This is a genomic window from Candidatus Rickettsia kotlanii (assembly GCA_030295365.1).
GTDB classification, from domain to species: Bacteria; Pseudomonadota; Alphaproteobacteria; order Rickettsiales; family Rickettsiaceae; genus Rickettsia; species Rickettsia kotlanii.
In genome coordinates, this window is the sequence record AP027062.1 from 986,727 (window position 1) to 1,000,362 (window position 13,636).

Here is a 13,636-nt window from a genome sequence, read left to right on the forward strand (position 1 = left end):
TATTTAGATATTTAACCGATCAAGATAAGGAATCCTTAAATGCCTTAACCGTATTTTTAAGTAAAAACGCAATAGTCATCGGTCCGATGCCGCCTGGGACAGGAGTAATATATTTTACTTTAGACTGAACATTTTCAAAATCAACATCACCGATAATTTTATTGCCGCTAATTCTATTAATGCCTACATCAATTACTATAGATTCAGGATTAAAATATTCTGCAGTTAATTTTAAAGGTGAGCCTATTGCAGCAACGACAATATCGGCTTTAGAAGTAATAGAGCTTAAATTGCATGTCTTAGAATGACAAATAGTAACGCTGCAATTTTCTTTTAACAGTAAAGCACTTAAAGGTTTTCCTACTATATTTGAGCGTCCAATAATTACAATGTTTTTACCGGTTAAATTAGGTTCGTATTTTTTTATAGCTGCAAGACAACCAAGAGCAGTGCAAGGAACAAAGCCTTGACTAATCCCGTTATGTAAGTAACCGACATTTAAAGGGTGAAAACCATCGATATCTTTAGAAGGCGATATTGCCGATAAAATTTTATTTTGATCTATAGAGCTTGGCAAAGGAAGTTGAACTATAATTCCTGAAATCTCGTTATCAAGGTTTAACTCATTGATTTTTGATATTAAATCATTAGTATGAATAGTAGTAGATAGATTTACTAATAAAGTATAAATTCCTACTTTATGTGCATTTTTTATTTTGTTTCTTACGTAAACAATGCTTGCCAGATTATCTCCTACTAAAACTATAGCAAGCTTCGGTGAAGTGTTGGTTTGGCTTGTAAGTTCTTGAATTTCTAGCTTTAAGTCTGCTAGTATCTCATTGGCTAATGCTTTACCGTCAATTATATTATTCACTCTTTTATTTTTGTCTCCGTTCAATTTTAACGTCTTATTTAGTAACGCTCTTACTTTTTTTTCCTATATTTGGTAGTAGAATACTCAAAATGTAGAGCCTTGCCTTCAAATACTCTACTATAAGCATGATGAAGACTGCTTGCCGCTTCAGCAAAACCCGTAAGGATCAGCTTAAGCTTACCGACATAATGAGCAACATCGCCAATGGCGTAAATACCTTCTATATTAGTTTGATAATAGGAAGAGTCTACTTCAATATGGTGAAACTTAACATTTAAACCCCAATTTGCTAAGCTACCCAAATCTTGTTTTAAACCAAAAAAAGGTAGTAATATATTGGCATCCAATTTGCGAGTATTATTTTGTAAATCTTTAACTATAACCGATTGAAGTTCACTATTATTGCCATCTAAAGCATTTAATTGATAACCAGTTACTAACTCGATTTTATCGGTTTCTGCAATATGCCTTAATTGCCTTACGCTTTCAGGAGCTGCCGTAAATTTATCCCGCCTATGTACTAAATATATTTTATTTGCAATATCTGAAAGAGAAATAGCCCAGTCAACAGCCGAATCCCCGCCGCCTGCTATAACTATATTTTTACCTGCAAATTTGCTTTTATCATTGATGAAATAAAAAACCGACTTACTTTCAAAATCTTCAATATTCGCAAGGGGCGGTTTGTTTGGACCAAATGAACCTGCTCCTGCTGCAATAATAATAACTTTGCTTTTAATAAGAGTGTTTTTTGAGGTTTTAATTTCAAAAAAATCATCTTGTTTACTTAGCTCTATAGCTTGCTGATTTAAATGATATATAGGGTTAAAAGGAGCTGCTTGAAGTTCTAACTGTTTTATTAGCTCTTCTGCTAAAATTTTAGGATATGCCGGTATATCGCAAATAGGCTTTTCAGGATATAGGGCAATACACTGACCGCCGACAACTTCTTGTGCATCAATAACATGACATTTCATGCCAAGCATTCCTGCTTGAAAAACTGCAAATAATCCAACCGGACCAGCACCTATTATTACAATATCAGTATTATACATAATTATACATACTTTTTATATTTAAATTTTAAAAAGGATTTTATTGGATATTGAGAGAATAATCAATGGTTATGTGAGTATATTTATAGAAATCCAACACTTTCGCAGGGGGATTTTTAAAAACTGTTGGATATTATACTAGACGAGATGCATTTAAAGGTTGTGCTGCATTCCACTTTTCTTCTACGGGTTCTAATATATCGGCTTTTATCTCGTCTTTGTTTTTTAGCATACCGAATAATGAGATTTTTTAGTATTTATAGGTAACATTTGTGCTACTTCCCTATCTCTTTTGGTAATTATAATCGATTCTTTATCTGTTTGTAATTTTTCTATTATTGCAAGGTAATAAGATTTAAATTGACTTATTGCTATTTTAATAGTCATTTAATAACCTGCAAAAAATAAAAGTTATTATACTATAATAGTCAAATAAAGTGGTCAATTAGCTAATTTGGGTTATATTTATAATATTTTAATGTAAAAAATAAAATTTAAAACCAAAATAAATTCTGTGAGAAAAATATCATCAATTCATATTTAAATATAACCATTTCTTAAACTAGCCTTGTAAAAGCGTTAAACTTTGTAAAAGATTAATAATTAATTATTTTTATAATAAATTATGCAAATTAAGATTCTACGAAATATTATCGGTTTTATTATCTTAACTATAAGTACGAGCAATAGTTTTGCATCCTCCACTAATGCTTTTGTTCTTGTTAGTGCGACGGTTTTACCGTCTTGTATAGTTACAGCTACTCCTTTAGCTTTCGGTACATATGTTCCAACTGTCGATGCTCTGCAAACAAATACAATTATCATAAAGTGTACTTTCGGTACTAATTATACTGTTTCATCAAATGTCGGTACTGCACCTGCTGCTACAACTGGTATCCGTAAAATGATTGGTCTTGTTAACACTACTAGTTATTTACTTTATAATCTTTACTCCAATGCAGAGAGAACGCAGAATTGGGGGAATCAATCAAGTGACTGGGTAATGGGCACAGGACTAGATCAAACACTCACAATATATGGCAAAATACCTCAAGGATCTTCCGATACTTATAATGATACAATTACAGTAACCGTAGCATATTGATATTATGAAAAAATATTTTTTAAGATTTCTACTTATCCTATCTATATTATTGACTTTTAATTCTTTTGCTAGTGTTACTATCGTACCTGTCAATATAGAGATAAACAAAGATAATAGAATAGCAGCTATGACGGAATAATGATTATGCGCCTAAAAAGTTTCAATTAATTCTTTTAAAGCGTACATATAAAAATGGTATAGAAGAATATAAAGAAACTAAAGATTTAGTGGCCACTCCGGTAACATTTACCTTAATGATGGTAAAATACAATTGATACGGGTAGCTTTAAAAAACACACAGAATTATTCTACTAAAGCAAAAGACTATAGAATTTTTATAAAAGAATTACCTCGTAGAGTGAAGTTAGAGAATAGTGTTACCTCCAACGTAGATCTTGTTATCCAGCATAGTATACCTATAACAATATCAGGTTAAAAATCTTTAAAACTAAATAAATTAAAGCAATGTGCTTTTTGAATACAATAATATCAGTTTTATAGGTATTATTTTTTTATACCGAAATAATTCCTCTTGAAGATATAGAACATTTTGATGTTCAAGAAGATTATCTTAAGCAGGGTTTAGTGAATTATCATGATACTGCATATATTAATTTAGATTTGCTTGAGGGTACTAAAGATGATTTAAACTTTGAGAATTTAGATTTAAATATTACTTTTCCAGCGGGAAAAATGCAAACTCAATCATTTGATGCTTTGGGTGGTCCTATAAAGAACGTCGATACTAAACTTATTAGTGGGGTATATTTAAACTATGATGTGACTCTTAGTCCAAATGATGATATTAATTATTTAACCAGAGTAGAGGAACTCAATTATTGCACTGACAACGGTGTATATAGTTATAGTTTCTTATTTCAAACTGAAGCCGTTAAATCAAATTTTTCTAAAATCACAAATAAAAAACCAAAATAAATTTACACATTTAGACACAAATTGTTGGACATATGAGAATATGGATAAGATTACTAATTGGCAGGTAGGGGGGATAGCATAATTAAAGTATCTTCTTGATCTAATTCAACTAGATTTGCCGGTATTCAGTATGCTACTAATTTTGCAGTTAGACCGAATTTAGTTACCTATACGTTACTGGATTTTGGGGAAAAATCAGAACTTCCAAGCAGTATAGAGATATTTTTAAATAGTATACCTATATATAATGCTAAAGCTCATATGGGGGATTTTGATATAACCAATATTCCGGTTATCACCGGTAGAGGTTAATTTAATAGTTAAAACGCAAGATATAATCGGTAAAGTTCAGACAATTACTATTCCTTATTATGGCATCACCGAGTTTATTACGTCCCGGGCTTTCACATTTCTCTTACGAAGCAGCTTTTCAAAGACAAGATTTTACTATATATAACAATGCTGATAAATATTTAGTTCTAAATACTGATTATATGCTTGGTATGAATGATTATTTAACAAGCGGCGGACATTTTGAATTTTTAAAAAATCATGAAGCAGTAGTGGTAACTAATAATTTAAAAATCAGAAATTTTAGCATTATAGATATTTCAACTGCAAATAATATCAAAATTTCGGTTGCTCTCAAAGAATTAATCGCGGCTATACTTATGAATCGGAATATTTTGATATTAATAGTAATTATCAGGACGTATATCACTATCCCGATAAAATTTTCTCAAGTTTCAATTATCAGATTTCATAGCTGCGGTAATACTGATTTTGGTAATATAAGTGTTAATTTTTAATCTTTTGTCGTAAATAACACAATACAAAAAGGTAAACGCTCAAATATATATTATCATCAACTTATCAAAGAAATATTACTAAAAAAGGTTTCTTAAGTTTTACTATAGGTACCGATTTATATCAAAATAAATATCATACGAAGTAACTTGGTGTTTCCTTGCCAATTACTTCAAATATGGGATGGGGATATAATGCTAATCTGATCAAAGCTAAAGCTACAAATTACAATGTACAAGTTAACCGTAACGGTAAAAATAATGATATTGGAGTTTATCTGCAGAAAAATGATACCGCAATAATGAAACAGTTTAATATCAAAGGAGGAATTTTCTCTATTGATAAAAGCTATTATGCGACAAGACCTAACGGAGATCTTACTTTGATTAAAGTAAATAGTTTAAAGAATATCGGAGTTTATAATAATCTATTAGCGGGTGATACCGATGATAAAGGTAAAATGCTTGTACCTAACTTAACACCATATGTTCCTTCCAAAATAAGACTAGACGATGAAAATCTACCTCTTAATACAGAGTTTGCAGAAATTGCTTTGAAATTTGCTCCAAAAACAAAATCAGTGATATTATTAGACTTTAATATTAAAATAATTAAAAGCATTGAAATGACAGTATTTGATAGTAATAAACATTTGATTCCATTTGATAGTACGTGAGTATAGATGGAGAAATATTTGTAGGCTATGACAGTAAGATATATATAATAATGATATTAAAGATCTTGAAGTATTAAACGATTCTATTTGTGACGAGAATGAGGAGAATAATAAATGCTGTCATTTTAGTGTACCGGTTAATAGAGATATAAATAACCCTGTAATTGATTTAGGCGAAGTAATATGCAAACGAAGGTCTTATTGTTACTCCTGTGTGGACTAAAAAACGCTCCGTTGTCATGCCGTGGTCATAGCCACGGTATGACAAATACTTTTTAAGCAATGTCAAGAAATCAATAATAATATTATTAATCAACATGATTATATCAGGCAATGCTATGGCGTTACTTGCAACATGTAATTCGTCAGTTTTAACCGTAAATTCCGGTAGTTTTAATGTCGGTGCCGTTAGCACAACTTCCGTTACTTATAGTGCTTTATTATCACTACTTGTTAGCTATACCATAACTTTTAGTACGAGAGCTGCTAATATTTATAACCCAAGAAATATGATTAATGGGATACGTAAGCTGAATTATTATTTGTATAAAGATACCGGTATGCTGGTTTTACTCAAATCCTCGGTAATAGTAGTACTGTAGTAACATTTACCGATAGCTATACACTAGGTCTTGAACCGGTCACAAAAAACTATACCGTATATGCACACCTGCCGTCACAACCTCTTGCTGCTACCGGCACGTTTCAAGACACTATTACCGTAACCCAGCCATAGAGCTATATAATAAAAAATCTTTAAAATCAAAATTCTTCAGCCTAGATTCTAACTTTGTTGCTTGCATGGATTGACTCCTAGGGTGCTAGACATTGCTGTCCGGTATTATGAAGTTATATTTTTATTATAATATCAAAAACAATTTAAGTTTTATATTACTATAACTACATTTAGTATTTGGTAGTTACTTAATATTTTTAACTTAAATAAAGGTTAAATTTATGAAAAATGAAGAATAACACAATCAACTAACTCCAAAACATGGTCGAATAATATTCCAGCTTTACACAATGAAACAAGTTTGTGTAGATAAGAAGCTAATAGATGAAGAGTGGAAACTGAATGAAACAGGGGAACCGCTACCACTAGATAGGCATATTCTTAATAGTGGGCGTACAGATGATACAGATTGGGTAAATGCTACACTAATGAAGAAATAAGAGCGGAATTAAAAGATCCAACGTTTAACTGGATAACCTGTGCAGTAGCCGACACACCACGTTTGTTGCATCGTTTATTGTTGAATATAAGGATGAGGTTACAGCGATAGGTCTTAATACGAATGATGGAGAATATCTTTAACGTTATTCCTGCATAGATAAGGTCTTATTGCATGGATCAGTTTTTTTTCTGTTATGCTGTAACTTGATCATGAGATGACATAGATAGAATTGATCCTTAAACTTATGTCTACACGAAAATGTAACCAGGCACCACGCAACATTGCCTTACTTCCACAAGATAAGACTGCTTGTGCCTTAAGAAAGTATAATATTTTAAAAACTATTCTATATTAGTAATCGCAAGTGATTTGTGTCAAGCAAAAAATCTCAAAAAAAAATAAATATTTATATTGAATAAATTATTATTCTCGTGTCTACTTAGGTGAAGATTCTATACACTGAATATGGTGTCATTTTTTCAAAATAAGCATTATAAATAATGCCTACAACCCCCTTAGTACCTATAATGAACACGCTTAAAAAAAATAAATTTCAAATAACTATAAATAACAACCATAACAATTTACTTACTCCTTTCGGTAAAGCTATTCTGCGAGATCGATATCTTATGAAAGGTGAGGATTTTCAAGATTTATTTGCAAGAGTTTCTAGTTATTATGCCGAAAATAAACAGCATGCTCAGAAGTTATATGAATATATGAGTAAAATGTGGTTTATGCCAGCAACACCAATCTTAAGTAACGGCGGAACGGATAGGGGGCTTCCTATTTCATGCTTCTTGAATGAAACCGATGATAGCTTAGACGATATAGTAAATTTATGGATAGAAAATGTTTGGCTTGCTGCACGCGGTGGCGGGATTGGCAGTTATTGGGGTAATGTTCGTGCTATTAATGAAGGGATTCGTGATAAAGGTCATTCATCCGGTATTATACCGTTTATTAAAGTAATGGATTCTATGACTCTTGCTATTTCGCAAGGTTCTATTAGACGAGGTTCATCGGCTGTATATTTGCCTATTAATCACCCTGAAATTGAAGAATTTATCGATATAAGACGTCCGACAGGTGGGGATGTTAACCGTAAAGCTCTTAATATTCATCACGGTATAGCTATAACCGATGAATTTATGAAAGCAGTTGAAAACAATACGGATTTTGATCTTGTTAGTCCTGCTACCAAAAAAGTCGTAAATAAAGTTAGAGCAAGAGATTTATGGGTTAAGTTATTAACTACTAGAATAGAAACAGGTGAGCCTTACTTGTTATTTATCGATAGTGTTAATAAATCTATCCCTGAACATCATAAAAAATTAGGGCTTCAAGTTAAAATGTCTAATCTTTGTAGCGAGATTACATTGCCGACGGGAATTGACCATCTAGGAAAGTCAAGAACTGCTGTTTGCTGCCTTTCCTCTTTAAATTTAGAGTATTACGAAGAGTGGAAAGATGATAAAGAATTTATCCATTCTATTATGTTGTTCCTTGATAATGTTTTAGAAGACTTTATTAATAAAGCACCGGATACTATGGCAAGAGCTAAATATTCGGCTTTACGTGAGCGAAGCGTTGGACTTGGTGTAATGGGCTTCCACTCATTTTTGCAAATAAAAAAAATACCGATAGAATCGGTTATGGCAAAAGTTTGGAATAAAAAAATATTTGAATATATATCTGCTGAAACTGATAAAGCCTCAATAGAAATTGGTAAAGAAAAAGGAGCATGTCCTGATGCTCTAGATGCAGGAAGTAATGAACGATTTAGCAATAAAACCGCAATAGCACCTACCGCTTCAATTTCGGTAATAGCAGGTAATGCCTCACCCGGAATAGAGCCGTTTGCCGCTAATAGCTTTGTACAAAAGACTTTAACCGGTTCTTTTAACGTGCGTAACAAACATTTAGAAAAGTTATTAGAGGAGAAAGGATTTAATAATGATCAAGTTTGGTCTTCGATTGCAACACATGAAGGATCAGTACAACATTTAACATTTTTATCTGAAGAAGAAAAACAGGTTTTCAAAACCGCTTACGAAATTGATCAGAATTGGCTAATTGAACTGGCAAGCGATCGTACTCCTTACATTACGCAGGCACAATCTTTAAACATCTTTTTACGGGGAAATGTTAGTAAGAAATATTTAAATAATATTCATTTTAAAGCCTGGACACAAGGAGTAAAAAGTTTATATTACTGTAGATCGACATCAATACAGCGAGCCGATAAGGTCTCGCATGACGTATTAAAGGCCGATTTTAAAGATTTAGAAGAACAAAACGATAAGTTAGCAGAAGCCGATAACTACGAAGAATGCTTAGCTTGTCAGTAAGTATAATATAATTACGCAAAGATATTTAGAATATTTAGACCCAATAAATGATGTAGCATTTAAAAAATTGACGGATAAAACAAGGTGACTAAGCTTTCTCAATAATATTATGGAAGAGTTGAAGATTGTTGACCTTGAATATATTTCAAACGAACAAGCGCCGGATTTAGGGCGAAATAAAAGGAATATAGTAGACGTAAAAGTTAGAGATAACTCTGGCAATATGCATCAACTTAAATGTTTGTCTTACGTATTTGTTGAATTAGATAAATAAGAAAAAGAAGCAGATGAGTTAGAAAGCTGAGAAGATGATTGGTTATATATGATGGCTAAATTCGATAGAACAAAAGAACCCCCGCAACATATAAAAGATGAAAACAGCATTATCAGTTTATAAAACTATTGAATAATTTAACTGAAGCGAAGCAGAATATAGATAATTATATTAAAGCGATGCTTTCTACTCAAATGAAAGAGTTAAATCAAAAAAGTAAATATAATGAGGGGGGAAGCTGAGGGTATTGAAATAGTAAAAGAAATGTTAGCGGATAATGAACTGATAGAGGAAATAATTAAATATACTAAGCTTTCAAAAGAAGAAATAGAAAAATTAAAAGAAGAAAAATTATGTCGCTACTTGATGCAAGTCCAATTTATAAACCGTTTTCATATCCATGGGCATATGAAGCTTGGCATACTCAACAAAAAATTCATTGGCTACCGGAAGAAGTACCGCTTGCCGATGATGTTAAAGATTGGAAATATAACTTAACTCCAGGGGAAAAACATCTATTAACACAAATATTTCGTTTTTTTACACAGGCAGATATTGAAGTGAATAATTGCTATATGAAGCATTATTCACGAGTATTTAAACCGACTGAAATATTAATGATGTTATCAGCATTTTCTAATATGGAAACAGTACATATCGCGGCATATTCACATTTACTTGATACTGTAGGTATGCCGGAAGTAGAATATTCAGCATTTCTTAAATATAAGGAAATGAAAGACAAGTATGATTATATGCAGCAATTCGGAGTGGATGCCAAAGAAGATATAGCAACTACACTCGCAGTATTTGGGGCTTTTACTGAAGGATTACAGCTATTTGCTTCTTTTGCGATCATGCTTAATTTCCCTCGTTTTAATAAAATGAAAGGTATGGGACAGATTATTGCTTGGTCAGTGCGTGATGAAACACTTCATACTAATTCAATTATTACTCTGTTTAAGACTTTTGTAAGAGAGAACCCTGAAGTTTGGACAGAAACTTTACGTAAACGTATTTATGAAGCTTGTACGACTATTGTACATTTTGAAGATGCCTTTATTGAACTTGCTTTTGAAGTTGGCGGTATTGAGGGATTAACGGCATATGAAGTAAGACAATATATTCGTTATATTGCCGACCGTCGTTTAATGCAGCTAGGACTCAAAGATGTATATTTGGTAAATCATAACCCCCTTCCTTGGCTTGATGAAATGCTAAACGGAGTCGAACATGCGAACTTTTTTGAAAATAGAGCAACTGAATATTCAAAAGCAGCGACTACCGGTTCATGGGAAGAGGTATTCATTGAGATGGACGCCAAAAGCAGAGGCTAAATAATATACTCAGATAGCACTTGAAAAATTAGCATCCATGTTTTTGTAAGTCTTCGGATGCTGAACATGTTGTGTCGAAGTATACATATTAATAACAATAATAACAAAAAATTAAAAATATCTGATCTTTATTTTTAAAAATTTCGAGTAATTTTATGGTTATAATAAATAATAAAAAAAATAATAAAAACTATCAAAAAGTTGTAGAACAAGTTTTATCTTCTTCTAAAGCTAATCAAGTACTAAAGAGTGCAATTCAGGACTTATCATCTTCAAAGAGTATAAGTTTAAGAACGATGTTACTCGGAGCAAGATTTATTTTAACTAATCCTGTAAATACTTATAATCTTGTTAAGCTTGCTAAGTCTTCTAAGATATACCTTGATCCGGAATTTCAAAAATCACTTTTTAACAAATCTCCAATATGGGAATTTTTAAAAAAACATTCGGATGATTTGCCTAAAATAGGTCAAATCTTAGCAAATGCGGGCTTTAGAGAATTTCAAGATAAGAGTGCTTTAGATAAAAAGGGACTCGAAATACTAAAAGAATGTTTTAAAAATGAACAAGTACTTAAAAAACTTCAAGAAATTGCAGTTGAAGTAAAGCAAGAGCAACCGGACTGGAATAAAGTGACTTCTAGAACTTTAGATATGCTGGTTACCGATAAAAACTTCCAAAAATTCTTTAACGAAAAGAGTGAAGATATTACGCAATACATACGTACAGGAGCAACTGAAATACTTCCAAGCGATTATATAAAAACTTTTGATGATATATTACAAAAACCTGAAAACAAAAATTTATTAAAAATATTTAATGAATATCCTGATTTTAAGCAAGAACTGGCTAAAAATATAAACAATCCTAATACTCTAAAAAGATTTAATAAGTTATCTCCTGAAAAACAAATAATTATTGAAAATTTCTTAGAAGAAGCAAAAGAACAAGCTAAACCTTTCTTAAAAGAACATTTTGAAACTTACAAAATTGATCTTAATATTTTAGATATTATTCCTGCTTTATTAAATAAAATGCCTGAGATAAAAGAGATTTTTGATACTCTTAATGCTCCAAATCAAGGTATAATGATATCTCTTGAGAAATCCTTAGAAATGGTAGCTAGTGATGATAAATTAAAAAGTTTTTTTGCTAATAATAAAACAATCATACCAAATATTGCTTTAGGTATTATTGAAAATACTCCTAGCGTACAAAGCATAACAAAAGAATATAATTTTGATAAACAAATACTTAATATTGTAGGCGAAGTTATGTCAAAACCGGACATTGCTTATGAGATTATTGTAAACTTAAATAAAGGCGATTATATGAGTTTAACCGGTAATATAATCTCCGCCCTTAATGATCCTTCATTTAAATTAAAAGATATATTAGTAGAGCAAAGTAAAGAAGGTCTATTTGATAATTTAATTACAGGAGTTTTGGAACAAGATGCAAAAAATAGCCAAACTATAAAACAACAGCTTATAAATTACGGTCTGGACGCGAGTGATATTACAAAGCTAACGAGCGTAATGCCTATATTACTTGATAAATCTGAATCATTAAAAAAGGTTTTTCAAGATTTTATTAAAGGTGATTATATGGGGATGGCAAAAAAGTTAATAGCTTTAACTAAAGACAAGCCTGAAATTAAAAAGTATTTAAACAATAATAGAGAAATATTTGCAAGTATTTTAGATAAAACTTTAGTAGAAATACCAGGTATAAATAGTCTTGATAAAAAAGAATTATATAATGTACTGCCATCAATGTTAAACCATCCTAATGAATTAGTTAAAGTTATAGAAGAGATTGAAAAAAGTAATTATCGTGGGGCTGCTAGTGCTATATATAATCTAGCTCAAAAAACAAATTATTTGGAAGGGCAATTACCGAATATTATAAAAGCAGGTTTTAGCTATGCTACTGAAAAAGTAAAAGATGTATTTAGTCCACCACAAGATTTTAAAAATAAAACTATAGATGAAATTACTCTTAGAAATAATTTACATAAAATACAAAATGGAAAATTCAGCTTAGAGGGAGCTATATTAGTAGGTAATTTATCTAATATCGACTTCTCAGGCGTATCATTAAAAAATGCAGATTTAACTAAAGTAACTTCTTTAAAAGATTGTAATTTTAAAAATGTTAATTTAGCAGAGGCTAAATTACCTGATAATTTAATGCTACTTACTGATACTTACAATCTTGACAAGGCTATCCCTCCTTTAGGACCTAAACTTATTAAAGAACAACAAACAAAATTAATTGATAAGGCAATTGATAAAGTATTTTTACAAATACAAGCTGAAGGAAAAAGAAATGTACTTAGTAAAAAAAATTTTGTTCAACAAGTAAAAAGATTATATGAAGAAAATCAAACGATTAAAGACTATATTATAGAAAAACTAAATTCACTACCTATGAATATGGTTACTAACCTAGCTACTCCTAAAACAAATCAATATAAACATATTACAAATCATGTAAATTCTCCATTACAAATATTGAGCCCTTTATATGAAAATATTGCAAATAAACAAAATATTAAGAGTAATTTATTGGCAAATATTTTAAGCGAGAAAATATCACAAAAACTTTTTGGTAAAGGTGATAATAGAGGTGAAGATTTTTACATGATGAATCAGATGCTAAAACTTATCGTTTCTGAATATTCTAAAGAAAATCCTGATCATATAAATAATTTTTTAGAGCCAAAAAATCTAGAAAAGTTAGCAAGTAATATTGCCTCTACTTTAAAGTCTAAATCTAAATATACTGGGATAGGTACTATTACCGGTGGAATTTATTTACCAAAAGAAATCTTTAATGAACAGTTAAAAGATAATTTTAAAAATGAGTTTGAAAAAATTAATAAATTAAATGTTTTAAAAGAAGCAAAAAATATAGTTTCAAATTTAGATAATAAAGTGCATATAATAGTAGATAATCACGATCAATCAGATACTTATGCATCATTACCTACAAAAAGTAAACAAATGCACAGACAACTCCATAAATCTTAGATCAAAGT

General features: G+C 30.8%; 11 protein-coding genes and 3 pseudogenes. 11 read left to right on the forward strand and 3 right to left on the reverse strand.

Features of this window, described 5'->3' with window-relative positions; genetic code table 11:
• Positions 1-19 precede the first annotated feature (19 nt).
• The 3 genes from folD to QUD19_RS05405 all read right to left on the reverse strand — a co-directional run bounded on the left by folD (position 20) and on the right by QUD19_RS05405 (position 2,316).
• Positions 20-874 (reverse strand): bifunctional methylenetetrahydrofolate dehydrogenase/methenyltetrahydrofolate cyclohydrolase FolD, encoded by an 855-nt coding sequence (gene folD, locus QUD19_RS05395; protein WP_498807829.1) that lies wholly within the window; start codon positions 872-874, stop codon positions 20-22.
• A gap of 50 nt (positions 875-924) precedes the next feature.
• On the reverse strand, positions 925-1,929 hold the full coding sequence (locus QUD19_RS05400; protein ID WP_498807831.1) for an NAD(P)/FAD-dependent oxidoreductase: 1,005 nt from the start codon (positions 1,927-1,929) through the stop codon (positions 925-927).
• A 225-nt stretch (positions 1,930-2,154) separates the two neighbouring features.
• Complete coding sequence (locus QUD19_RS05405) at positions 2,155-2,316, reverse strand: type II toxin-antitoxin system Phd/YefM family antitoxin (protein WP_498807833.1); 162 nt, start codon at positions 2,314-2,316, stop codon at positions 2,155-2,157.
• A 238-nt stretch (positions 2,317-2,554) separates the two neighbouring features.
• On the opposite strand from QUD19_RS05405, the gene QUD19_RS05410 reads away from it, so the two are divergent.
• The 11 genes and pseudogenes from QUD19_RS05410 to QUD19_RS05460 all read left to right on the forward strand — a co-directional run bounded on the left by QUD19_RS05410 (position 2,555) and on the right by QUD19_RS05460 (position 13,628).
• Positions 2,555-3,034, forward strand: coding sequence for a Csu type fimbrial protein (locus QUD19_RS05410; protein ID WP_498807835.1), 480 nt, complete (start codon positions 2,555-2,557; stop codon positions 3,032-3,034).
• A gap of 4 nt (positions 3,035-3,038) precedes the next feature.
• A complete protein-coding gene (locus QUD19_RS05415; RefSeq protein ID WP_498807837.1) occupies positions 3,039-3,173 on the forward strand; it encodes a hypothetical protein in 135 nt (44 codons plus the stop codon).
• A gap of 383 nt (positions 3,174-3,556) precedes the next feature.
• Positions 3,557-3,767, forward strand: a pseudogene (locus QUD19_RS05420) (hypothetical protein); the annotation flags it as partial.
• On the forward strand, positions 3,728-3,970 hold the full coding sequence (locus QUD19_RS05425) for a hypothetical protein (RefSeq protein WP_498807839.1): 243 nt from the start codon (positions 3,728-3,730) through the stop codon (positions 3,968-3,970). The pseudogene QUD19_RS05420 and the gene QUD19_RS05425, both read left to right, overlap by 40 nt.
• Before the next feature lie 371 nt (positions 3,971-4,341).
• Complete coding sequence (locus tag QUD19_RS05430) at positions 4,342-4,779, forward strand: hypothetical protein (RefSeq protein WP_498807841.1); 438 nt, start codon at positions 4,342-4,344, stop codon at positions 4,777-4,779.
• 176 nt (positions 4,780-4,955) lie between these two features.
• Positions 4,956-5,453, forward strand: a complete 498-nt coding sequence (locus QUD19_RS05435) for a fimbria/pilus outer membrane usher protein (RefSeq protein WP_498807842.1) — start codon at positions 4,956-4,958, stop codon at positions 5,451-5,453.
• Positions 5,454-5,791: 338 nt separating this feature from the next.
• A pseudogene (locus QUD19_RS05440) lies at positions 5,792-6,263 on the forward strand (spore coat protein U domain-containing protein).
• Between the two features lie 216 nt (positions 6,264-6,479).
• Positions 6,480-6,739, forward strand: a pseudogene (locus QUD19_RS05445) (hypothetical protein).
• A 419-nt stretch (positions 6,740-7,158) separates the two neighbouring features.
• Positions 7,159-8,982, forward strand: a complete 1,824-nt coding sequence (locus QUD19_RS05450) for a ribonucleoside-diphosphate reductase subunit alpha (RefSeq protein ID WP_498808690.1) — start codon at positions 7,159-7,161, stop codon at positions 8,980-8,982.
• Positions 8,983-9,609: 627 nt separating this feature from the next.
• Positions 9,610-10,593 (forward strand): ribonucleotide-diphosphate reductase subunit beta, encoded by a 984-nt coding sequence (locus QUD19_RS05455; RefSeq protein WP_498807843.1) that lies wholly within the window; start codon positions 9,610-9,612, stop codon positions 10,591-10,593.
• A 155-nt stretch (positions 10,594-10,748) separates the two neighbouring features.
• Positions 10,749-13,628 carry a pentapeptide repeat-containing protein gene (locus QUD19_RS05460; protein ID WP_498807845.1) on the forward strand — a complete coding sequence of 960 codons (2,880 nt, stop codon included), beginning with the start codon at positions 10,749-10,751 and terminating at the stop codon, positions 13,626-13,628.
• Positions 13,629-13,636 lie beyond the last annotated feature (8 nt).

Bases quoted from the DNA above. Each gene is read 5' to 3' on its own strand.
- QUD19_RS05400 (WP_498807831.1), bottom strand. From the start codon at position 1,929: ATGTATAATACTGATATTGTAATAATAGGTGCTGGTCCGGTTGGATTA.
- QUD19_RS05460 (WP_498807845.1), top strand. From the start codon at position 10,749: ATGGTTATAATAAATAATAAAAAAAATAATAAAAACTATCAAAAAGTT.
- QUD19_RS05410 (WP_498807835.1), top strand. From the start codon at position 2,555: ATGCAAATTAAGATTCTACGAAATATTATCGGTTTTATTATCTTAACT.
- QUD19_RS05455 (WP_498807843.1), top strand. From the start codon at position 9,610: ATGTCGCTACTTGATGCAAGTCCAATTTATAAACCGTTTTCATATCCA.
- QUD19_RS05430 (WP_498807841.1), top strand. From the start codon at position 4,342: ATGGCATCACCGAGTTTATTACGTCCCGGGCTTTCACATTTCTCTTAC.
- QUD19_RS05405 (WP_498807833.1), bottom strand. From the start codon at position 2,316: ATGACTATTAAAATAGCAATAAGTCAATTTAAATCTTATTACCTTGCA.
- QUD19_RS05415 (WP_498807837.1), top strand. From the start codon at position 3,039: ATGAAAAAATATTTTTTAAGATTTCTACTTATCCTATCTATATTATTG.
- QUD19_RS05425 (WP_498807839.1), top strand. From the start codon at position 3,728: ATGCAAACTCAATCATTTGATGCTTTGGGTGGTCCTATAAAGAACGTC.
- QUD19_RS05450 (WP_498808690.1), top strand. From the start codon at position 7,159: ATGAACACGCTTAAAAAAAATAAATTTCAAATAACTATAAATAACAAC.
- QUD19_RS05435 (WP_498807842.1), top strand. From the start codon at position 4,956: ATGGGATGGGGATATAATGCTAATCTGATCAAAGCTAAAGCTACAAAT.